General features: G+C 64.6%; 20 protein-coding genes. 4 read left to right on the top strand and 16 right to left on the bottom strand.

Annotated elements, in window-relative coordinates; translation table 11 throughout:
* The first annotated feature begins 99 nt into the window (after positions 1 to 99).
* Together AC24YW_RS19390 and AC24YW_RS19385 are read left to right on the top strand one after the other, a co-directional pair.
* Positions 100 to 372 carry a hypothetical protein gene (locus AC24YW_RS19390; RefSeq protein ID WP_487484206.1) on the top strand — a complete coding sequence of 91 codons (273 nt, stop codon included), beginning with the start codon at positions 100 to 102 and terminating at the stop codon, positions 370 to 372.
* A gap of 86 nt (positions 373 to 458) precedes the next feature.
* Positions 459 to 779, top strand: a complete 321-nt coding sequence (locus AC24YW_RS19385) for a hypothetical protein (RefSeq protein ID WP_487484205.1) — start codon at positions 459 to 461, stop codon at positions 777 to 779.
* A gap of 317 nt (positions 780 to 1,096) precedes the next feature.
* On the opposite strand, the gene AC24YW_RS19380 is transcribed toward AC24YW_RS19385, so the two are convergent.
* The 16 genes from AC24YW_RS19380 to AC24YW_RS19305 form a co-directional block, all read right to left on the bottom strand.
* Entirely contained in the window at positions 1,097 to 1,252 is a 156-nt protein-coding gene (locus AC24YW_RS19380; protein ID WP_487484204.1) for a hypothetical protein, read from the bottom strand.
* A gap of 104 nt (positions 1,253 to 1,356) precedes the next feature.
* Positions 1,357 to 1,875: a septal ring lytic transglycosylase RlpA family protein gene (locus AC24YW_RS19375; RefSeq protein ID WP_487484203.1), complete on the bottom strand. Its 519-nt coding sequence runs from the start codon at positions 1,873 to 1,875 to the stop codon at positions 1,357 to 1,359.
* 199 nt (positions 1,876 to 2,074) lie between these two features.
* Positions 2,075 to 3,727, bottom strand: a complete 1,653-nt coding sequence (locus AC24YW_RS19370) for an NAD-dependent malic enzyme (protein WP_487484202.1) — start codon at positions 3,725 to 3,727, stop codon at positions 2,075 to 2,077.
* Positions 3,728 to 4,075: 348 nt separating this feature from the next.
* Entirely contained in the window at positions 4,076 to 5,074 is a 999-nt protein-coding gene (locus AC24YW_RS19365) for a tripartite tricarboxylate transporter substrate-binding protein (RefSeq protein WP_487484237.1), read from the bottom strand.
* Between the two features lie 103 nt (positions 5,075 to 5,177).
* A complete protein-coding gene (locus AC24YW_RS19360) occupies positions 5,178 to 7,502 on the bottom strand; it encodes a mechanosensitive ion channel domain-containing protein (RefSeq protein ID WP_487484201.1) in 2,325 nt (774 codons plus the stop codon).
* A gap of 774 nt (positions 7,503 to 8,276) precedes the next feature.
* Positions 8,277 to 9,314, bottom strand: a complete 1,038-nt coding sequence (locus AC24YW_RS19355) for a patatin-like phospholipase family protein (protein ID WP_487484200.1) — start codon at positions 9,312 to 9,314, stop codon at positions 8,277 to 8,279.
* A complete protein-coding gene (locus tag AC24YW_RS19350; protein WP_487484199.1) occupies positions 9,311 to 10,240 on the bottom strand; it encodes a polyphosphate kinase 2 family protein in 930 nt (309 codons plus the stop codon). The genes AC24YW_RS19355 and AC24YW_RS19350 overlap by 4 nt, the downstream gene beginning before the upstream one ends.
* Positions 10,200 to 11,219, bottom strand: a complete 1,020-nt coding sequence (locus tag AC24YW_RS19345) for a branched-chain amino acid ABC transporter permease (RefSeq protein ID WP_487484198.1) — start codon at positions 11,217 to 11,219, stop codon at positions 10,200 to 10,202. Before AC24YW_RS19345 ends, AC24YW_RS19350 begins: the two co-directional genes overlap by 41 nt.
* On the bottom strand, positions 11,216 to 12,097 hold the full coding sequence (locus AC24YW_RS19340; protein WP_036006719.1) for a branched-chain amino acid ABC transporter permease: 882 nt from the start codon (positions 12,095 to 12,097) through the stop codon (positions 11,216 to 11,218). Before AC24YW_RS19340 ends, AC24YW_RS19345 begins: the two co-directional genes overlap by 4 nt.
* A 5-nt stretch (positions 12,098 to 12,102) precedes the next feature.
* Positions 12,103 to 12,807, bottom strand: a complete 705-nt coding sequence (locus AC24YW_RS19335) for an ABC transporter ATP-binding protein (RefSeq protein WP_487484197.1) — start codon at positions 12,805 to 12,807, stop codon at positions 12,103 to 12,105.
* Between the two features lie 3 nt (positions 12,808 to 12,810).
* Entirely contained in the window at positions 12,811 to 13,578 is a 768-nt protein-coding gene (locus AC24YW_RS19330; RefSeq protein WP_487484196.1) for an ABC transporter ATP-binding protein, read from the bottom strand.
* 12 nt (positions 13,579 to 13,590) lie between these two features.
* Positions 13,591 to 14,901, bottom strand: a complete 1,311-nt coding sequence (locus AC24YW_RS19325; RefSeq protein ID WP_487484195.1) for an ABC transporter substrate-binding protein — start codon at positions 14,899 to 14,901, stop codon at positions 13,591 to 13,593.
* A gap of 92 nt (positions 14,902 to 14,993) precedes the next feature.
* The gene (locus AC24YW_RS19320; protein WP_487484194.1) at positions 14,994 to 15,698 is read right to left on the bottom strand and encodes an NUDIX hydrolase; all 705 of its coding nucleotides are present in this window, start codon (positions 15,696 to 15,698) and stop codon (positions 14,994 to 14,996) included.
* Positions 15,699 to 15,726: 28 nt separating this feature from the next.
* Positions 15,727 to 16,752, bottom strand: coding sequence for an ABC transporter substrate-binding protein (locus AC24YW_RS19315; protein WP_487484193.1), 1,026 nt, complete (start codon positions 16,750 to 16,752; stop codon positions 15,727 to 15,729).
* Between the two features lie 100 nt (positions 16,753 to 16,852).
* Positions 16,853 to 17,641, bottom strand: coding sequence for an ABC transporter permease (locus tag AC24YW_RS19310; protein ID WP_275519383.1), 789 nt, complete (start codon positions 17,639 to 17,641; stop codon positions 16,853 to 16,855).
* The gene (locus AC24YW_RS19305; RefSeq protein ID WP_487484192.1) at positions 17,641 to 18,459 is read right to left on the bottom strand and encodes an ABC transporter ATP-binding protein; all 819 of its coding nucleotides are present in this window, start codon (positions 18,457 to 18,459) and stop codon (positions 17,641 to 17,643) included. The genes AC24YW_RS19310 and AC24YW_RS19305 overlap by 1 nt, the downstream gene beginning before the upstream one ends.
* 139 nt (positions 18,460 to 18,598) lie before the next feature.
* On the opposite strand from AC24YW_RS19305, the gene AC24YW_RS19300 reads away from it, so the two are divergent.
* Positions 18,599 to 19,381, top strand: a complete 783-nt coding sequence (locus AC24YW_RS19300) for an ATP-binding cassette domain-containing protein (protein ID WP_487484191.1) — start codon at positions 18,599 to 18,601, stop codon at positions 19,379 to 19,381.
* The gene (locus AC24YW_RS19295) at positions 19,378 to 20,934 is read left to right on the top strand and encodes an ABC transporter permease/substrate-binding protein (RefSeq protein ID WP_487484190.1); all 1,557 of its coding nucleotides are present in this window, start codon (positions 19,378 to 19,380) and stop codon (positions 20,932 to 20,934) included. The genes AC24YW_RS19300 and AC24YW_RS19295 overlap by 4 nt, the downstream gene beginning before the upstream one ends.
* Positions 20,935 to 20,943 lie beyond the last annotated feature (9 nt).

The raw sequence follows: 20,943 nt of genomic DNA, 5'->3' as shown, positions 1-20,943 counted from the left end.
CCGCGTTGGAGAATCTGTGGCATGAGATGCAGCGACAGGTGTATGGGCCCCGGCACGCGAGCACGTGTGCTGGGGTCGTCTTTTGCGTGAGGCAGGGCGATGGGGGACGTGGTCGGGGATTCAAAGGTCGATTTCGGCGCGCTTGCGGTGCTGCATAAATGGCCATCACTCGCCAATCAGCGCCAGCCTGACCGGGAGCCTTACCAAGTCATCGAAGGCACGCTCGACGATTGCATCTCGGCTTTCATGCAGAAGCCGGCGACGACCCGCCATCTCTACGAGATCCGCACCGTGGCGCAGCCGCCGCTCGTCACCGAAATACTCTCCTCCGAACACGTCCTCGAGCTGTCGCGCCTGAGAGAATTTCTCTGACGCCCCTTCACAAGCGCGCGAGCAGGAACCTTCTTCCGGCTTGTCCCGTTGTCAGGGATCGGAAGCAATGACGTGAGCGCCTCGAGATGCTTGACGCCGGCGTATCATCACCGATCGTGCCTTACGGAGCGGACCAGACCTTGTTCGTGGTGGTCGATCGCCGTGACGAGGCGACCGAAATCCGCATCGAACGCAGCGATCTCGACGCCACGATCGGCGAGCTCGTCGCCGGCTGCTTCAACGATCCGATCAAGGTGATCTCGTTCAACACGCTCGAGCACTGGATGAGGGATATCTCGTGCGATGTCGCCGGCGAAATCCGCGCGCGCTGCGACATCTATGGAATAGAGCTCCCCGATTATCTCAGCGACTTCATCGAAAGCCATTCCCAAAGCGCGATGAAATGAGGCTCGATTGCCCAAAGGACGAAGGCGCGCTCCCTCCCCGCTTGCGGGAACGACTATCGCATTGGGAGTTTTTCTCTGCGGCCATCCTTCGAGACGCCCGCTTTGGGCGGGCTCCTCAGGATGAGGGCGGAGTGCGCGGCAGAAGTTTCAACGAGCACTGATGCTGATTAGCCTCATCCTGAGGAAGGGCGTCAGCGCCGTCTCGAAGGACGAGGCGTGCGCGCAGGCCGCCGCCACAAGTCAAATGCGATTGCTCTGCTCTTGCGGGAGAGGGAGCGGGCCTTCCTTGTAGCAATCAAACCTGACCGCAGCGCGCTTTAGTTGCGACGGTGCTTGCCGGCGATGACCTCGATCTCGCGGCGGCGTTCGCCCGCGAAGGTCAGCAGCTTTTCGATCGTCAGCCTATCCGTGATCCGTTTGGCGAGCCGCTCGGCGCGCGCAGCCTGATCTTCGAGATGCTGGATCGTGTTCAAGCGCCGCCTCCCCCAAAGTCCCCAATTGTGCGGGCAGCCATGGTGCTTGAGAAGCCGCTAACAGCCGGTTAAGCGGCGCCGCATCGGTCGCGACGCGTGGCGCCCTATTGCACGACCTCGAGCCTGACATTGGTGATGCCCTTGTCGACCATGCCGAGCGCCTCGGCGGCGGAAGGCGAGATGTCGACCACGCGTCCGCGCACGAAGGGCCCGCGATCGTTGACCCTGACCGTGACGAAACGGCCGGAGGAGGTCTCGGTGACGCGCAGCTTGGTGCCGAACGGCAGGGTGGGATGCGCCGCTGTCAATTCGTTCTTGTCGAACTTCTCGCCGCTCGCGGTCTGCGTATCCGAATAGAAGCTGGCGATGCCGTGCGAAGCGATCTGCTTGGCGTCACGATCGGGGACACGCGCCCGGCTGATCGGGCGTGGATGCAGCGCGCCCACCCGGTGCGGGCGCTCCACCGCGGCTTGTCGGGTTGTTCCCGCGAGATCGGCTTTCTGACGGCCGACCGGCGATTGCGAGCAGGCGGCGAGCGATGCGGCGCCCAGGATTGCGACCAACAGCCGGCTCGAGCTTGCCAGTGACATCCGGGCAGTTTCGGCACTTGCAATGCGAGACATGATGCGCCCTCCGAACAACCCCAAGTTTCGGTGGGCAATGAGGGCAGAACCTTGTCGGAACAAAAGCGGCTCTGAGGCCGCCTCCGTTTCGCGCCAGGTGTGACGATTCCACCACAGTGACCTGTTCGGAATCGGGACAGATCGGCGAAAGGATCAGCCGATGCGGCCCGCGAGCCACGCGTTTCGGCGCGGCCGATTTCTAGTACCTCGGCTCGTACATCTGCGACTGGACCAGGGCCTTCACGTCGTTGGGCGCGGGTCCGTCGGCGAGCCCGCGTTGATAGGCCACATCCGCAACCGCCGCCGCGATGCGGATGGAGACCTCGCGGATGCGCGGCAGTGCCGGATAGAGGCTGCCCTGTGCGAGGTCCTCCTTGCCGACGCAATCGGCGAGCGCATGGGCCGCAGCCATGAACATCTCGTCGGTCACGAGGCGCGAGCGGCTGGCGATGACGCCGAGGCCGACGCCCGGGAAGATGTAGGAATTGTTGCCCTGGCGCGGCACGAAGCTGCGGCCGTTGAGCTTGACCGGATCATATGGGCTGCCGCAGGCGAACAGCGCGCGTCCCTCCGTGTAGCGATAGGCATCCTCCGCCGAGCACTCGGCCTTCGAGGTCGGGTTGGAGAGCGCGAACACGATCGGCTGCTCGTTGAGCTCGGCCATCGCCTTTAGCACGTCGGGCGTGAAGGCGCCGCCGACGGCGGCGACGCCGATGATCGCCGTCGGCTTCAGCGTCTTGATCGCGGTGAGGAAGTCTGCGATCGGCGCCTGGTCGGTGTGCGCATAGCGCAGCTTGTGGCCATGAAGGCCCTCGCGCCCGGCAACGACGAGACCGCGGGAATCCACCAGCCAGTTGCGGCGAAGCGCGTCCGCCTCGGAGGCGCCTTCCGCCATCATGGCTGAGACCACGAGATCGGCGATGCCGGTTGCCGCCTCGCCCGCCCCGAGGAACAGGATCTTCTGGTCCTTCAGCTTGCCGCCGGAGATGCGCAGGCCTGAGAACAGGCCGGCGAGCGCCACCGCCGCGGTGCCCTGGATATCGTCGTTGAAGACGCAGGCCTCGTCGCGATATTTGTGCAGTAGCTTGAACGCCGAATGATTGGCGAAGTCCTCGAACTGGATCAGCACGCCCGGAAACGTCTTGCGCGCGGCTTGCATGAACTCGTCGACGAAGCTGTCATAGGCCTCGCCCGTCAGCCGCCGCTCGCGCAGGCCGAGATAATAGGGATCGTTCAAGAGCTCTTCATTGTTGGTGCCGACGTCGAGCACGATCGGCAGGCACGCTTCCGGATGCACGCCGGCGCAGGCGGAATAGAGCGAGAGCTTTCCGACCGGAATCCCCATGCCGTTGGCACCGAGATCGCCGAGGCCAAGAATGCGTTCGCCGTCGGTGACGACGATCAGCCTCGCCTGGTAGGGCCAGTTCTTCAGGATCTCCGCGATCTGGCCGCGGTCGCGCGAGGAGATGAACATGCCGCGCGGCCGCTGGAAGATCAGGCCGTATTTCTGGCAGGCAAGCCCGACCGTCGGCGTGTAGATGATCGGCTGGATCTCGTCGATATTGTCGACGACGAGGCGGAAGAACAGCGCCTCGTTGCGGTCGTGCAGCGCGTTCAGGGCAACGTATTTTTCCAGATCCGTCGGCAGCGTGCGCAGATTGGTGAGCACGCGCTGAGCCTGCGTCTCCATCGTCAGCACGCAGGGCGGCAACAGGCCGCGCAAGCCGAGCGCGGCGCGCTCCGCTTCCGTGAAAGCCGTGCCCTTGTTGAGCAGGGGGTCGCGCAGCAGCGTCATGCCGTGCGCGGTCTCGGATGATGTCGAATGGGCGCTGACCCGAGCAGGTCTATTCACGATTCCCCCAAGAAGCTTCCTATTGAACGGCAGCCATTGTCGGCCAGGGTTCAGTCGAGATCAAGGACGTAGCGGTCTCCGGCCGCGATCGTGATCTCGCACCGCAGCGAGACTGTGCGAACGACTGCTATGCGCGCGAAAACGTTAACGCGGCAAACCTAGTTTCCTGACGGTGAGGAAATAGAAACGGCGGCGGCTCTCTCGTCTCGTCATTCCGGGGCGCGCGTCAGCGCGAACCCGGAATCCATTGCGCGGCAATCTCTACGGCCCGATGGATTCTCAGGTGCGCAATTGCGCACCGTAGTTCGCCCTCGGGCGCCCCGGAATGACGGGCATCCTCCGTTGCAGCTACTCCGGCTTGATGTCCGCCGCCTTCACGATCGGCCACCATTTTTCGGTCTCGGCCTTCTGGAAAGCGGCCAGGGCTGCGGGGGTCTGCTGCTCCGGCGACGGAATCTCCTGCCCCAGTTCGGCAAAGCGCTGCTTGACGGACGCGTCGGCCAGCGCCGCGATAATGGCCGCATTGAGCTTGGCAACGATATCCTTCGGCGTGTTTTTCGGTGCCCATATGCCGTGCCAGTAGGAAATATAAAGCCCAGGCAGACCCGCCTCGTCGACGGTCGGCACGTCGGGCGCAGACGCAAGCCTTGTCGGCGACGTCACCGCGAACGCCTTGATCGCACCGTTCTTGACGTGTGCCAGCGAGTTCGCCGCCTGGTCGAACATGATGTCGATCTGCCCGGCGACCAGATCGATCATGGCGGGCCCGGCACCGCGGTAGGGCACGAACTGGAAGTCGGTACCGGTCTTGTCCTTGAAGAAGACCGCGGCGACATGGGCCCCTGTGCCCGCCCCGGAGGTCCCCGCGGTGGCCTTGCCGGAATTGGCCTTCAGCCAGGCGATCAGCTCCTTGAGATTGGTTGCCTCGAGGGACTTCCGGCCGACGATCAGCTGCGTGCCCATCGCGATCATTGCGATCGGCTCGAAATCGCTCACGACGTCGTAAGGCAGCTTGAGGATCGCGCCGTTCAGCACGTGCGTACCCCAATGACCGATCGTGACCGTGGTGCCGTCAGGCGTCGCACGGGCGGCGCGGGCACCGGCGATGCTGCCGGAGGCACCGGCGACGTTCTCGACCACGACCGTGGTGCGCAGCTCGGCGGCGATCCGCTCCGAAAGGATCCGCGCCAGCGTGTCGGTCGGGCCGCCCGCAGCGAACGGCACGATGAGGGCGATGGGGCGCGCGGGAAACGGCTGCGCATGCCCCGGTGCAATCCACGCTGAAGATGCGACCAAGGCGCACAACGCCATCACATGGCCGCGCACGGCGGCCCACAGCCCTCGTATCATTCCACCCACCCATTGTCGTCGCCCGCATGTGGCAGCGGGCTGAAGTCCAAGTGAACGCTGCCGGGTCGACGGAGGCAAGCCGGAAATTTTCGCCGGGCGACTACCCCGCCGCCCGCCGCGGCGTCAGATGGGCAGCGCCATCGACCGGTGGCGCGATGTGCATCAGGATCGTCTGTGTCGCCGATGCGATCTCGATGCCGTTCTGCTGGAAGCGCAGCTTCATGCGGCGGTTGAATTCGCGCTGGACCGGCCAGCGGCCGGCCTCGGTGCACCGGATCTGGCCGACGATCGACACCATCGCGCCGTCGACCTTGTCGACGCCCCACAGCTCGAGATCGCCGCGGATGAGCGCGCGGAAGTCCGCTTCACGGCGCATCTCGTCGACGATGTCCTTGAGGATCTGGCCGGCGCGGTCGGTGTCTTCCTTGTAGGCGACGTTGACGCTGACCGAGGCGTTGCCGGCGCCGCGGCTGGCATTGGTGATGGTCGTGACCGCGCTGAACGGCACGATATGCACGGCGCCGTCGCCCGCGCGCAGGCGGATGGTGCGGATCGAGACGTTCTCGACGACGCCCGACAGCCCGGACACGCTGACGGTGTCGCCGACCTGCACCGTATTCTCAAGCAGCAGGAATAGGCCGGTGATGAGATCCTGCACCAGCTTCTGCGAGCCGAAACCGATCGCAATGCCGACGATGCCGGCGCCCGCCAGCAGCGGGGCGACATTGACGCCGATCTCGCTGAGCGCCGTGAGGCCGACGATTGTCGCGATCAGGCAGAGCAGCGCGGTGCGCAGCATCGGCTGGAAGGTGCGCAACCGCGCGGCGCGGGCATAGTGCCCGTCCCGCGACAGCGTGTTGATCTGGCGGTCCAGCAGCGCATTGCTGGCTTCCCAGATGGCCGCGGCGATGAACACGGCGAGGCCGATGGTCACCACGGCCGAGATCAGCCGGCTGCCGATCTGGCCGCCATAGAACCAGACGATCGCGTCCACGCCCCAGACCTCGAGCACCGCCACGAAACCGATGAAGGCGATCACGCCCGATACGATCCTGCGCAGCAGCGGCAGATAGCGGTTGGCACGGATCTCGAGGCCGGGAAAGCGCTGGAGGATCTCCGGCCTGATGCGGAAGCCGCGGTCGATCAGGCTCAGCGTCAGCATGATGACGACACGCGTGATCAGAGCCACTGCGATCGTGCCGACGAAATATTGCAGCAGCAGCGAATAGCCGTTGCGGATATTGAGCGCCCACACCGCCCAGAGCGCGAGGTCGAGCGCGATGGCAAGATAGTGCCAGCCGCCGGCGATGCGGTTGCGCAAACGGTCCGTGATCCCCTGCCGCTCGGCCGGGGCGCGGATGGCATCGGCGACCTGGCGGCGGCATTGCAGGATGATGACGGCGATGAAGAGGTGCACGACCAGCATCACCATGCGCAGCAGCGCGGCGTAGCCGGCGCGGTGCAGGCCGAGCAGCAGCGCCACATTGGCAAAGGCGATGCCGGAGACGCCGACGCCGACGATGCGGCGCGCCCAGATCTCGATATAGGCGGCGGTCTCCGCGCGCACCGGAAACAGGCCGAACGGCCCCGCCAGCGCCCGAACCAGGCAGATCAGCCCGCGCGAGAACGCATAGGCGTTGACGACGGCGAGGATAACGAGGCGGACGGTTGTCGGTTCTCCAACCTCCGTCCCGAGCAGCGCGGTGGCGACGCCGACGAAGACGAGCACGGGAAGCAGCTCGAGCACGAAACGCCCGAGCACGAAGGGCAGGCGCAGCATGATCTGCCAGACCCGCGCAAGGCTGTGGCGTCGCTCCTGCAGTTCAGGTGCCGGCGTAACGTTGGCGACTGACGATGGCGGATCGGCAGGCGGCGGCACCGGTGCCGGCAGGCGCGCGGCTTGCGGCACGCGTCCTTCCAGGAACGCGACCGGCCGGCGGATCAGGCGGAAGATCACCCATTCGGCCGAGAGGGCGCAGCCGAGCACCAGCGCCAGCTTCCAGGCGATCTCGATCAGAAGATTGTAAGCCGCGGGATCGTTCGCGGTGCGCACGATCCAGTAATAGAACGCCGGAAAATGCGTGAGCGTCCGCGCCATGCCGGCGATCTCACGCGAGATCTCGCCGATCTCCTCCGAGACCGTGAGCATCAGCTGCGCACCGAGGCCGTCGGCCGAAAGCGGGATCGGCGAATTCGGCTGCGGCGCGGGCTGTTGCGGACCAGATGCGCTCGCGATCGCACGGAGCGTATCGATCATCTGCGCGCGCTTCTTGTCGTCCTGGAGCGTGTCTAACGCACGCCTGGCTTCGTCAGGCGATAGCGCCGCGGCTCCGTTCGCGGCCGGCGCATCGGCGCGGGCGCAGGAGAGAGAAGAGATCGCGAGGAAAAGAGCGGCGAGAAGCGCCGGGACGAGCTTTGACGACACGAAGATTCCCTGGAAAAAAGAATGCGCCCGCGGTGTCGTGGCCGTCACCGCCGAAGCACATCCGTCATGTCGGATCTGCGCTATTCGCCCCCAGCCTGTGTCGGAAGTTGGCCTTCGAGACGACATTCTCTTGGCATTTGCCGCAGCGCAGGATCGGGAGCTGATGTCCCGTCAGCGCGCGCAACGACCCGTTTGCGGATCAACCAGGAGATCAAGAGGAGCGGAGTGTCAATGAACTTTGGTGCGGCAGCCTGCACGGCTATCCGACACGATCGACGCGATCAAAATACAGCGCCGGGAAGGTAGGGGCTTTGCCTCACTGATGCAGCCCGCTAAACCTTGTCCCGGCGTGCCGTTCGCGGTTTGCGCCGCTATGCGATAGTCCGAACGAGCTCCATCGCAATTAACGCGGCTGGATTTGCGGAGGTGGTGTCATAGACCTCCCCTTGCTCATGAGGTGGACGTTGCGCGTCGCTTGGTTGCGACCATGGGCATGGTCCTCCTGCGACACAAAACTGTCAAGCGGGATCAATGATCTGATGATCAAATTTGACGACCCGAGTTCCGCCATGCAAATCGCTTTCGCGCGAAGTGAGCAATCTCAGAAGGCAGCGGGCATGGTGACATCATGCCCCTGTTTTGCCCGACGATGCAAACGAATTTCGTGGAATCCGCATCGCGGATGATGAGAGTCGATAAGCCATTGATTCCGCTATGCCCGGCTACTGTGCATGGGGTTGTTTTCGCACTTTTGGTCGAAGGCCACCCGCGCGCCTAGAGAAACATCTCGGCCAGGTCGACGGTCGAGGCCTTTCCGATCCGGTCGAAGTTTCGCGCCAGCCAGTTGCGCGCCGCCTCGCGGCCCTCATCGCGCAGGCGGCACAACAGGCTCCATTCGGGGTGGAACTGCGTGGCCGTGCCGAGCTGCGACATCAGCGCGTCGTTGCCGATCCAATGCATGTACATGCGGCTGTGCTTGTTGTTGTCGAGCTCGCCGTCGTCGATCAGCCGGGTGGCGAAGGCGATCGCGCGCATCTCGCGCATCAAGGACGAATTGAAGCTGATCTCGTTGATGCGGTGGAGGACATCGGCGGCACTGGCCGGCAGCTCGTCGCGCCGGATCGCCGTCACCTGCACGATGACGACGTCGTGACTGCCCTTGCGGTAGATCAACGGATAGATCGCGGGATTACCGAGATAGCCACCGTCCCAGTAATGCTCGCCATCGATCTCGACGGCCTGGAAATAGGGCGGCAGGCAGGCCGAGGCGAGCACGGTTTCCGCCGTCAGCAGCGGGCTCTGGAATACCTTGATCTTGCCGGTGCGGACGTTGGTGGCGTTGAGAAACAGCTGCGGCGCATCGGGCGAGGAATTGAGCCGGTCGAAATCGATCACGCGCTGCAGCAGCGCGCGGAGCGGATTGAAGTGAAAGGGATTGAGCAGGTTCGGCGGCAGCGTATGCGTCAACGTATGGATGAAGGCGTGGACCGGATGATATTCCGGCGGCAGCTTCAGGGCCTGGATCCACTGGTTCAGCGGCGACATCAGATCGTACGCCATGTCCATGCGCGACACTTCGTACCAGAACGCGTGCAGGCTCTCGCGCGCGGCCTCCGCGCCTCCATGCGCCATGCCGGAGGCCATCGCCACCGCATTCATCGCGCCGGCACTGGTGGCGCTGATCGCCTCGATCGCGAGCCTGCCGTCCTCGAGCACCTGGTCGAGCACGCCCCAGACGAAGGCGCCGTGCGCGCCGCCGCCCTGGAGCGCGAAGTTGACGTTCTTGCAGTTCGTGGTCCCGCCGGCTGTCACTTTGCTTGCTTCCTGCCTCCCGTCCCTTCTTTCTCCAGCGCCTTGCGCACCTCTTTGAACTCCTCCAGCGAGGCCTTGTCGGCGCGGGGAAAGCGCAGGTCGAGCTTTTCCAGCTCGGCGTTGATCACCGAGCCGATCACGACGCGGGCGAACCATTTGTGATCGGCGGGGACGACGTACCAGGGCGCGTGGGAGGTCGCGGTGTGCCGGACGATGTCCTGGTAGACTGCCTGGTAGCGCGGCCACAGCGCACGCTCCCTGATGTCGTCCATGGAGAACTTCCACTGCTTGGCCGGATCGTCCAGCCGCGCGAGGAAGCGCTCGCGCTGTTCTTCCTTGGACAGGTTGAGAAAGAACTTCAGCACCACGGTGCCATTGCGGCAGAGATAACGCTCGAAGGCGGAGATGTCCTCGAACCGCTCTTTCCAGATGTTCTTGGTGACGAGCCTTGGCGGCAACTTCTCCTTGGCGAGAATCTCGGGATGTACGCGCGTCACCAGGCATTCCTCGTAATGCGAGCGGTTGAAGATGCCGATATGGCCGCGCTCGGGCAGCGCGACCGCGTGGCGCCAGAGGAAGTCGTGGTCGAGCTCCTTGCTGCTCGGCGCCTTGAAGGCCGTGACCTCGCAGCCCTGCGGATTGATGCCCTCGAAGATCGCCTTGATCGCGGAATCCTTGCCAGCGGCGTCCATCGCCTGGAACACGATCAGGAGCGACCAGCGGTCCTGGGCGTAGAGCTTCTCCTGAAACCCGACCAGCCGCTGCTTGTTGGCGTCGAGGATCGCCTGCGCCTTCTCCTTGTCGAGATCGCCCTTCTCGTCGGTCTTGTGGTCCTTGAGGTGAAACTTGCCCGAGCCATCGTAGCGAAACGGCGTGATGTAACGGTCAAGCTCCTGGGCGAGCGACTTGAACGGCTTTTTGCTCATGAGCGCGGGGCACCTTGCGTTGCAACTTCAATCGATCGAGCAAGCTACCAAGGATGCCCTTGGGAAGGAATATGATGAAGAGCACGAGCAGCACGCCGTAGACGAGATTGTCCCAGCCGACCGCCTTGGTGCCGAAACCGATGCGCAAGCTTTCCGCCAGCAGAATGGTGATGATGGCGCCGACGGTCGGGCCGAGCGAGACGAACAGCCCGCCGACGATCGCGGCGAACACCATCTGCAACGAGACCGCGATGCCGCTGACCGTGTCCGGGGTGATGAACATCTGGTACTGGCAGTAGATCGCGCCCGCCAGCGCCGTCATCAGCGCGCTCAGCAGCGTGATCTTCAGCTTCTCGGCGGTGACGTCGACACCGGCCGCGGCCGCGGCGTCCTCATCCTCCGAGATCGCCTCCAGCGCATATCGCGCCATGCTGCGGTCGACCCAGTGCCAGACCACGATGCCGAACAGCCAGACCGCCAGCGCGATCAGGTACCAGGTGGTCTTGTCGTCGAATTGCAGCGCCAGCAGCTTGTTGCCGGACGCGCGGTTCGGGGTGTAGCCGAGCGAGCCGCCGGTATAGTCGCGCGTCGCGGTGATGACCTGGAGCACGATGCCTGACAGCGCCAGCGTCACCAGCACGAAATAGTGCCCGGTGATGCGAAAGCGGAAGCAGGGATAGCCGACGATCATCGCCAGCGCGCCGGCCGCCGCCATGCTGATGGGAATGCCGATCCAGGGCGACAGGCCTGCATGATTCCACAACAGCGCGGTGACGTAAGCGCCGATCCCCATGAAGCCGCCATGGCCGAGCGAGACGAGGCCGAACCGTCCCATCATCGACCAGGACGTATAGGCGAACGACCAGATCAGGATCAGCACCAGGATGTGCAGATGATAGGGATCGCGATAGACGAAGGGCAGCGCGACCAGCGCCGCCAGCCCCACGCCCCATGCAGCAAGCCGCCCCTGCCCCGTCATCGGCGCCTCGCAAGCAGGCCCGCGGGCCGGATGAACATCATGACGATGAAGAACGCGAAGGCGAGCACATAGCCCCATTCGAGGTCGGAGAACAGGCCGCCGAGCGAGATGATCTCGGCGAACACGAAGGCGGCGATGAAGCCGCCGATGAAATTGCCGAGGCCGCCGAGCACGCAGATCAGGAAGGTGATCGGCCCGAAGGACAGGCCGACGAAAGGATGCACGTCGTATTGCAGCACCAGGAGGCAGGCGGCGAGGCCGGCGAGCGCGCCGCCGAGCGCCGACGTGATCAGGTAGATCCGCTTGGTGTCGACTCCCATCAGCGCCATGATCTGCCGGTCCTGCGAGATGGCGCGGATCGCAGTGCCGGTGAAGGTGCGCGTCATGAACAGATAGACCGCGACCATGCCGACCAGCGCGGCGACGAACGAAAGCAGTCGCGCGTAGCTGAAATTCATGTCGCCGAAGGCGAGCACCGGCAGGCGGATGCCGAGATTGCGGAAGTCGATGCCGAACGCGACCGTGGCAAAGCTCTGCAGCACGAACAGCACGCCGCCGGTCGCGAGCAGCTGGTTGATCGGGGGTGCGGTCAGCAGCGGCGCGATGACGAGGTAGTGCAGCGCCGCGCCAAGCACGGCGACGAGCAGGATGGTGAGCGGGGCGGCAACGAAATAGCTGACGCCGTAATACTGCACCATGAAATACATGCCGTACATGCCGATCATGACGAGCTCGGCGTAGCAGATCCAGGTCACGTCGATGACACCGAAGATCAGGTTGAGCCCCAGCGCAAGAAGCGCCAGCACGCCGCCGAGCAGGATGCCGTTGATGACGGCCTCCAGCAGGTAGATGTCGAATACGTCCAGGAACGCCTGCATGCCCGTCACACCCCGAGATAAGCTTCCTTGACCGTGTCGCTCGCCAGCATCTCGGCCGAGGTGCCGGAGGCGCGGATCGTGCCCGCCTCGATCAGATAGGCCCGGTCGACCACTTTCAGCACCTGCTGCACGTTCTGCTCGACGATCAGCACGGTCAGGCCGCTGGCGCGAATCCGCTTCACCAGCTCGAACACCTGCTGCACCACCACCGGCGCGAGCCCCGCCGAGGGTTCGTCGAGCAGCAACAGTTTCGGATTGGACATCATCGCGCGGCCGATGGCGCACATCTGCTGCTCGCCGCCGGACATGGTACCGGCCATCTGGTGACGGCGCTCCTTCAGGCGCGGAAACAGGTCGAACACGACCTCCAGCCGCTCGGCGTAGTGGTCTCGCGCCTCCTTCATGAAGGCGCCCATCTTGAGATTGTCGTCGACCGTGAGCTGCGGAAACAGCCGCCGGTTCTCCGGCACATGCGCGATGCCGAGGCTGACGATCTTGTGCGGCGCTGTCGCGACAACGTCGACGCCCTCCATCTTGATCGATCCGCGCGAGGGACGGATCAGGCCGGAGATGACGCGCATCAAGGTGGTCTTGCCGGCGCCGTTGGGGCCGATCACGCCGACGGCTTCGCCGGCCCGCACGTCGAGATTGACGTCGAACAGCGCCTGGAAGGTGCCATAGCCGGCATTGACGCCGCGAAGCTCCAGCATCGCCTACCCCCCTGCGCGGCGGCGCGCTTCGGCGGCCGCGGCCTGCGTGGTCTCGGCGTCGGTGCCGAGATAGACCTCGATGACGCGCGGATCGCCCGCGACCGCGCTTGGCAGGCCTTCCGAGATCTTCTCGCCGTGATCGAGCACCATGACGCGGTCGACGACGCGCATCAGGACGCCCATGATGTGCTCGACCCAGATGATGGTGATGCCGAGCTCGTCGCGGATGTTGCGCAGCATGTCGGCGGCCTGGTCCATCTCGGCCTCGTCGAGCCCGCCGAGGCTCTCGTCGGCGAGCAACAGCTTCGGCGCGGTGGCGAGCGCCTTCGCCAGCTCGAGCTTCTTCAGCCCCGCCGCGCCAAGTCCGTCGACGCTGGCATGGCGGTCGGTCGGCAGGCCGACCATCGCCAGCGACCGCTCGGCCGCCTCCTCGGCCTTGGCCCGGCTGTGGCGGCCCTGGCCGTAGAAGCCGGCAAGCGCGACATTCTCGAAAATGGTGAGACGGCGGAACGGCCGCGGAATCTGGAAGGTCCGGCCGATGCCGCTGTTGATGATCCGGTGCGGCGCAAGGCCCGCGATCTCGTGCCCGGCGAACAGGATCGATCCGGCGGTCGGCGCCAGCGTGCCGGAGAGCATGTTGAAGATCGTGCTCTTGCCCGAGCCATTGGGGCCGATCAGCCCGAGGATCTCGCCCTGGTCGACCCGGAACGAGACGTTGTTCACGGCGGTGAAGCCGCCAAACCGCTTCACCAATCCGCTGACTTCCAACACCGCAGCACTCCGCTATTGGTTGCTGTAGGTGGTGCCCTTGGGCAGCGGCAGCACGGCCTCGCGCTGCGCCTGGCTCTTGGGCCACACCACATAGGACTTGTCGTCGACGTATTGGATCACGACCGGGAACGAGCGCTCGTTCTGGCCGGCCATTGGCGAGCCCTCGCCATGGAATTTGACGCCGAAGCCGAGCATGGTGCCGCCTTCGGGTATGTCGGTGTCCAGTGCTGCCTTGCGCAGGGAATCGGGATCGACGCCGCCATACTTCTTGATCGCTCGCGGCAGCACGTCGGTCAGGAACAAATAGGTGTTGGACGCAGCCATGCCGACATGGGCCGAACGAATGGCAACGCCCGGCTTGCGCTTGTCGAACTCCTCGCCGACCGCCTTGATGATCGGCGGCAGCTTCGGATCCATGCTCTTCTGGTTGGCGAGCCAGATCGAGATCGGATCGGTGTTGAAGACGTAGTTGACGTCGGCGCCCAGGCCCTCCTTCAGCTTCTCATAGACCCCGTAGCCGGCGCCATGTCCTACCAGTGCGCCGAACTTCAGCCCCTGCTCGCGGGCTTGCCGAAGCAACAGGGTGATGTCGGGATTGTAGCCCGTATGGAACACCACATCCGGCTTGGCCCGCTTCAGCTTGGTGACCAGCGCAGACAGATCCGGGGCCGTGGCCGAATAGCCCTCTCTGAGCACGATGTTGAAACCGGCCTTCTTGGCACCGGCCTCGTTGCCTTTGGCAACGTCGACGCCGTAGGCGCCGTCCTCGTGGATGATGGCGACCCGCAGGTCCTTCGGATCCTTGCCCAGCTTTTCCTTCGCGTTCTGCGCGATGAAGTCCATCGTCATCATGCCGAACTGATCGCCGGAGGCCTGCGGGCGAAACACGTATTTGTAGTTCTTGTTCTCCAGCACTGCCGACGAAATGCAGGTCGTGATCCACATGAACTTCTTCAACTGCTCGACCCGCGCGGCCACCGGCACGCATTGCGCCGAGGAGAAGAAGCCGAGCAGCATGTCGACCTTTTCCTGCTCGATCAAACGGATCGCTTCATTGATGGCGATATCCGGCTTGCTCTGAGCATCGGCATAGATCGCCTCGATCTTGTAGCCTTCGACGTCCTTCGCGCTGTACTGATCCAGCATGATCCTTGCGCCGGTGTACTGAAGCTCCGAACCACCGCCGGCGAGCGGGCCGGTCAGATCGTAGATGACGCCGATCTTGAGCTTTTTCTCTTGAGCCTCGGCAGACACCGCCAAGCCCGTCGCTGATATCGCGACCAACAGCCCACGTACCAAGCGGGCAGCCATGCGCAGGCGCATCAAAACCTCCCTGGACGATTGTGCATTGCATTCTTGGTGCAATTCTTCGGCCCATCACATGGGCTGCGCGCGGCGATGTCAAGCCTCGCGGATCAGCGCGCTGCGAACTGCTGCTCGACGAAGGCCGTGACAAATCGCGGCATGGACGGCCTGAGATCGCTGGTCCCGCGCACGAGGTGAATGGCGGACAGCTCCGGCTCGGTCTCGCGCGCAAGGTTGGCTTCGATCCGGGCGCGAGCCATATCGCCCGGCATGTCCAGGTTGATGACCTGCAACATCGCGATCGTGGGGCCTGTGACCACGCAATGCCAGCCCGGCTCGATCCGATAGTCGGCCGCGGTCAGGCCGGTCTCCTCACCGAGCTCGCGGACGACACTGCCGGGAATGTCGAGCGCGCCGTCCCTGACGTCGTCGAGATCAGGCGTTCCCGAGGGGAAATAAATGCGGCCCGCATTGGCGGTGTGGGGCGCCATCTCGCCCATGATGAAGGCGCCGTCGGAGGCGCGCAACGCGCCCATGCCGAAGCCGTTGAACACGGTCTTGTCGGGAAAGCCCCAGTCGCGCCAGGCGAGGAAGCTTGCGAAATCCGTCTCGAAATAGGTCGCCGTCAGGTGACCATCGTTGAACACGGCATCGCGCCCGAGCAGGACGCGGCCGTTCCAGATTTTCGGCCGCTCGCGCTGCTTCTCGGCGAAATGCGCCGCGATCTCGGCGCGCCGTTCCTCGGCGAACGGCCAGACGATCGGCCACACCGCAAGATCGAGCGTCGCGACGCGATATATGACCGGTGACGTCATGACGCCTGATAGCACGCCATCGCGTCGGCTATTTGGCGCTCCCCGTTGTCTTCTTGGCCTGCTCGACGAATTTGTTGGTGAAGGTCTTGCTGACGTCGATCTTGGCGTTCGCTACCTCGGGCGAGCCGACGCTGAACACTGCAAGCACGGCGTCCGCACCCTTCGGGTCCATCTTGCCGGTCTCGGAATACATCGGGATCGTATTCTTCAGTGCGGCGAGATAGAGATCCTTGTTCTTGCCGACCATCTGCTCCGGCATCTTCGCCATGATCTCCTCGGGAGTGTGCGAATGAATCCAGGCGAGCGTTGCAAGGATTGCATTGGTGAGTGCCTGCGTCTCCTTCTCGTGGCTGTTGATCCAGGCCGCCGTCGTGTACAGCGCGCCGCCCGGATATTCGCCGCCGAACGTCTCGAGCGTGTCCTTCTGGGTGCGGGTGTCGGAAAGAATGCGCAGATCCTTGTGGCTGCCTTGGAGCACGGTGACGGAGGGATCGAGCATCACGGCCGCATCGATCTGGCCCTGCTCCATCGCGGCGACGGCGGTGGCTCCGAGGCCGACCCCGATCACGGCCGTGCTGGTGGGATCGATGCCGTTCTTCTTCAGCATATATTTCAGGAAGAAGTCGGTGGAGGAACCGGGCGCGCTGACGCCGACCTTCTTGCCGGCGAGATCCTTGACCGACTTGATGTCGTTGGTTCGCGAGGGCGCAACCACGAGCACGAGGCCGGGATAGCGATCATAAACCACGAAAGCCTGCAGCTCCTGCTTCTTGGCGGCCAGATTGACGCAATGGTCGAAATAGCCTGAGACCACATCGGCGCTGCCGCCGAGAACGGCCTTGAGCGCGTCCGAACCGCCCTTGAGGTCGACCAACTCGACATTGAGGCCGGCCTTCTCGTATTCGCCGAGCTGCTTTGCAAGCACCGTCGGCAGATAGCACAGGCAGGAGCCGCCGCCGATCGCGATGGTGACCTTGCTTTGCGCCGCGGCAAGCGAGGTGGTGAGCGTCAGCGCGAGCAGTGCGCCGGCGAGCCTGACAATCGTGTTCTTCATTGGTTTCCTCCGTTCGGCCGGCGGCACCATAGAGCAGCGGGGCTGGCTTGAGAAGCACTGCCTGATCAGCCCTTCGGCGATGCAATCATAGACCTGCTTGCTACCCCCGCCCGTCCGACGCGGCCGGCCGCCACACCAGGAGGCGCCGCTCCACCAAGGTGACGCCGAAATCGATCAGGATGACGAACGCCGACAGCACGAACATGCCGGCGAACACGCCGGCGACATCGAAGATGCCTTCGGCCTGCTGGATCAAATAGCCGAGCCCGGCCGCCGATCCCAGATATTCGCCGACCACCGCGCCGACCACGGCGAAGCCGACGGAGGTATGAAGCGAGGAGAACATCCATGACAGCGCCGAGGGCCAATAGACGTGCTGCATCAACTGCCGCTCGCTCATGCCGAGCATGCGGCCATTGTCGAGCACGGTCCGGCTGACCTCCTTGACGCCCTGATAGACATTGAAAAAGACGATGAAGAACACCAGGGTGACGCCGAGCGCGACCTTGGACCAGATGCCGAGCCCGAGCCACAGCGCGAAGATCGGCGCCAGCACGACACGCGGCAGGGCGTTGACCATCTTCACGTAGGGGTCGAACACCGCGGCGACCAGCGGCTGGCGCGCGAACCAGAAGCCGACCAGAACCCCGCCGAGCGATCCGATCACGAAGGCGAGGATCGATTCCGCAAGCGTGATGCCGAGGTGCTTCCAGATCACGCCGGAGGCGAACCATTTCACGATCTGGCTGAACACGTCGACCGGGTTGGAGAAGAAGAACGGCGGCAGCAGGATCTTGCCGAACACGGGGACGGTCGACAGCACCTGCCACAGCACCAGCCCGACGACAGCGACCAGGACCTGCAGCGCAAACAGCGTCGTGCGCGACATCAGATCGCCTCCGCCGCCCGGGTGGACTGTGCGTATCCCTTCATCACCTCGTCCTTCAGCACGCTCCAGATTTCGCGATGGAGCGCATGGAATTCCTTGTCGAGGCGCACCTCGAAGATGTCGCGCGGGCGGGCAAGCCCGACGCGCCAGTCGCCGATGATGCGCGAGGACGGCCCCGCCGACATGATGACGACGCGGTCGGCGAGCGCGATCGCCTCTTCGAGATCGTGGGTGACGAACAGCACGGCCTTGCGGTCGGCATTCCACAAATCCAGCAGCAGGTTGCCCATCACTTGGCGCGTCTGCGCATCCAGCGGCCCGAACGGCTCGTCCATCAACAGGATCTTCGGATCGCGGATCAGCACCTGCGCCAGCGCCACGCGCTTGCGCTGGCCCCCCGAAAGCATGTGCGGATAGCGGTTCGCGAAGGCGCCGAGGCCGACGGCGGTCAGCCATTTCTGCGCCTGCGACAACGCTTCAGTGCGCGGCGTGCCCTTGACCTCGAGCCCGATCGCGACATTATCGAGCGCGGTCTTCCAGGGGAACAGCGCGTCCGCCTGGAACAAATAGCCGGCATCCCGATTCAGCGCTGCCAATGGCTGGTCGAAAATCCTGACTCTGCCTGCGGCTGGCTTCAGCAGGCCCGCCGCGACGTTGAGCAGCGTCGATTTTCCGCACCCTGTTGGCCCGACAATGGCAACAAACTCGCCCTGCGCGACCGCGAGATGGGCCTTCTCCACCGCCGTATAGACCCGGCCGTCCCCTAGCCGGAACGCAACCTTGGTATCTTCCAGCGCCACTGCCGTGGGCGTCGTCATGTGCTTCCTCCAACTCAGCCCGATGCCTTAGCCGCTCACGCGGCCAAGTTCAATCGAGGCGCCGGGCGTGCTACGCATGCCATTATGCCGCGCTCTTACCCTCCCTTGGGAGGGCAAGAGAAGAGAGAGTTCATCTGCGATGTCTTCCAAGCTGGCGATCAGCTACCAGCACGTCACCAAGCGCTTCGGCTCCCTTGCAGCCGTCGATAACGTGTCGCTCGACATCGCCGTGGGCGAGTTTGTGGCGATCGTCGGCGGCTCGGGATCGGGCAAGACCACGCTGCTGCGGCTCGCCAACCGGCTGATCGAGGCCGATAGCGGCACCGTCACCGTCGAAGGCGAGGACGTGCGGAATGTCGATCCGGTCGCGCTGCGGCGGCGGATCGGTTACGTCTTCCAGAGCGGCGGGCTGTTTCCGCATCTGAGCGTCGCCGACAATATCGGCATCACGCCGAAGCTGCTCGGCGAGCCGGAAACGGCCGTTGCAGGGCGCGTCGACGAGCTGCTGGAACTGGTGCAGCTCGACCGCGCATCGCATCGCGACCGGCTGCCCGAGGCGCTCTCCGGCGGCGAGCGCCAGCGCGTCGGCGTGGCGCGGGCGCTCGCGGCAGGGCCCCGCATCGTGCTGATGGACGAGCCGTTCGGCGCGCTCGATCCCCTCACCCGCGATGCGCTCGGCGACGATTATCGCGCGCTGCACCGCAAGCTCGGCCTGACCACCGTGATGATCACCCATGACATGACCGAGGCGATCCTGCTCGCCGATCGCATCGCAGTGATGCGCGGTGGACGATTGCTCGCACAGGGTACGGCTGCGGAGCTCTCGAGCAGCAGCGACGATTACGTGCTCGAGCTGTTGCGTACCCCGCGCCGCCAGGTCGAGCGACTGAATGCGTTGCTGCCCACGGGCGGTGCGGCATGAGCCTCTTCACCGATCCACGCTGGGGCGAGGCGCTGTCGCACCTGCCGGACTACCTCGGCAACCATGTGCGGGTGAGCCTCGCCGCCCTCGCGCTCGGCCTCGCCGTCAGCCTGCCGCTGGCGATTCTGACGCGCAATCGTCCGGCGCCGCGCGGCATCCTGCTCGCGTTGGCCAGCATCGTGCAGACCGTACCCGGGCTGGCGCTGCTCGCGCTGTTCTACCCGCTGCTGCTGCTGGCTGCGTCCGTCACGCTGGCCTGGTTCGGAATATCCTTCTCCGCGTTCGGTTTCCTGCCAGCGATGCTGGCACTGGCGCTCTATTCGATGCTGCCGGTGCTGCGCAACGGCATCACCGGCCTCAACGGCATCGATCCCGCGCTGATCGAGGCGGCCAAGGGCGTCGGCATGACCGCGCGGCAATCGCTGCTGATCGTCGAGCTGCCGCTGGCGCTGCCGGTGATGATGGCCGGCATCCGCACCGCGGCGGTGTGGGTGATTGGCACCGCGACGCTGTCGACGCCGATCGGGCAGACCAGTCTCGGCAACTACATCTTTGCCGGCCTCCAGACCCAGAACTGGGTGTTCGTGCTGTTCGGCTGCGTGGCTTCCGCCCTGCTCGCGCTTGCTGTCGACCAGTTGCTTGGGCTGATCGAGAACGGCCTGCGCCGCCGCAACCGCGTGCGCAGCGGTCTCGGGGCGCTCGGAATCGCGGCACTGGTCGCAGCCACGCTGGTGCCGACCATGGGGCGCTCGTCGTCAGGCTATGTGGTCGGCGCCAAGACCTTCGCCGAGCAATATGTCCTGTCGGCGTTGATGAGGGACCGCCTCGAGGCGGCGGGCCTCTCGGCGGCCGCGCGCTCCGGCCTCGGCTCCAGCGTGATCTTCGACGCGCTGAAGGCCGGCGACATCGACCTCTATGTCGATTATTCCGGCACGCTCTGGGCCAACCAGCTGCATCGCACCGACATCAAGCCCCGCGCCGAGCTGGTGGCGGAATTGAAGACGGCGCTCGCCAAGGACGACATCACCCTGCTCGGCGAGCTCGGCTTCGAGAATGCCTATGCGCTGGTGATGCCGAGACGACGCGCCGAGGCGCTTCATATCCGTACCGCTGCCGATCTCGCTGCGCATGCGGCGACGCTGTCGATTGCCGGCGATTACGAATTCTTCTCGCGCCCCGAATGGGCGGCGCTGCAAAAGGCCTATGGGCTGCAGTTCCGCGCCCAGCGCCAGATGCAACCGGACTTCATGTATGCGGCCGTGGCCAGCGGCGAGGTCGACGTCATCGCCGGCTACACCAGCGACGGCTTGATCGCCAAGTACGAGCTCACAGCGCTCGACGATCCCAAACGCGCGATCCCGCCCTATGACGCCATCCTGCTGCTTGCGCCCAAGCGCTCCGGTGACGAGCGACTGCAGGCGGCGCTCAAGCCGTTGCTCGGCAAGATCGACATCGCCACCATGCGCGAGGCAAACCTGCGCGCCAGCGGCAACGATGCGAACTCCTCGCCGAATGCGGTGGCGAAGTGGTTGTGGGAGAAGATCAAGCAGTAGGTTTACGGC

Source organism: Bradyrhizobium sp. USDA3516 (assembly GCF_057651995.1).
Note: the sequence above shows the minus strand (reverse complement) of the source record. Positions and strands in the feature narration are given on the sequence as shown.

What these genes read in the sequence shown, in the direction of transcription:
- AC24YW_RS19345 (WP_487484198.1), bottom strand. Translation starts at nt 11,219, where the DNA reads ATGACGGGGCAGGGGCGGCTTGCTGCATGGGGCGTGGGGCTGGCGGCG.
- AC24YW_RS19310 (WP_275519383.1), bottom strand. Translation starts at nt 17,641, where the DNA reads ATGTCGCGCACGACGCTGTTTGCGCTGCAGGTCCTGGTCGCTGTCGTC.
- AC24YW_RS19315 (WP_487484193.1), bottom strand. Translation starts at nt 16,752, where the DNA reads ATGAAGAACACGATTGTCAGGCTCGCCGGCGCACTGCTCGCGCTGACG.
- AC24YW_RS19390 (WP_487484206.1), top strand. Translation starts at nt 100, where the DNA reads ATGGGGGACGTGGTCGGGGATTCAAAGGTCGATTTCGGCGCGCTTGCG.
- AC24YW_RS19340 (WP_036006719.1), bottom strand. Translation starts at nt 12,097, where the DNA reads ATGCAGGCGTTCCTGGACGTATTCGACATCTACCTGCTGGAGGCCGTC.
- AC24YW_RS19325 (WP_487484195.1), bottom strand. Translation starts at nt 14,901, where the DNA reads ATGCGCCTGCGCATGGCTGCCCGCTTGGTACGTGGGCTGTTGGTCGCG.
- AC24YW_RS19375 (WP_487484203.1), bottom strand. Translation starts at nt 1,875, where the DNA reads ATGTCTCGCATTGCAAGTGCCGAAACTGCCCGGATGTCACTGGCAAGC.
- AC24YW_RS19335 (WP_487484197.1), bottom strand. Translation starts at nt 12,807, where the DNA reads ATGCTGGAGCTTCGCGGCGTCAATGCCGGCTATGGCACCTTCCAGGCG.
- AC24YW_RS19320 (WP_487484194.1), bottom strand. Translation starts at nt 15,698, where the DNA reads ATGACGTCACCGGTCATATATCGCGTCGCGACGCTCGATCTTGCGGTG.
- AC24YW_RS19385 (WP_487484205.1), top strand. Translation starts at nt 459, where the DNA reads ATGCTTGACGCCGGCGTATCATCACCGATCGTGCCTTACGGAGCGGAC.
- AC24YW_RS19305 (WP_487484192.1), bottom strand. Translation starts at nt 18,459, where the DNA reads ATGACGACGCCCACGGCAGTGGCGCTGGAAGATACCAAGGTTGCGTTC.
- AC24YW_RS19295 (WP_487484190.1), top strand. Translation starts at nt 19,378, where the DNA reads ATGAGCCTCTTCACCGATCCACGCTGGGGCGAGGCGCTGTCGCACCTG.
- AC24YW_RS19350 (WP_487484199.1), bottom strand. Translation starts at nt 10,240, where the DNA reads ATGAGCAAAAAGCCGTTCAAGTCGCTCGCCCAGGAGCTTGACCGTTAC.
- AC24YW_RS19300 (WP_487484191.1), top strand. Translation starts at nt 18,599, where the DNA reads ATGTCTTCCAAGCTGGCGATCAGCTACCAGCACGTCACCAAGCGCTTC.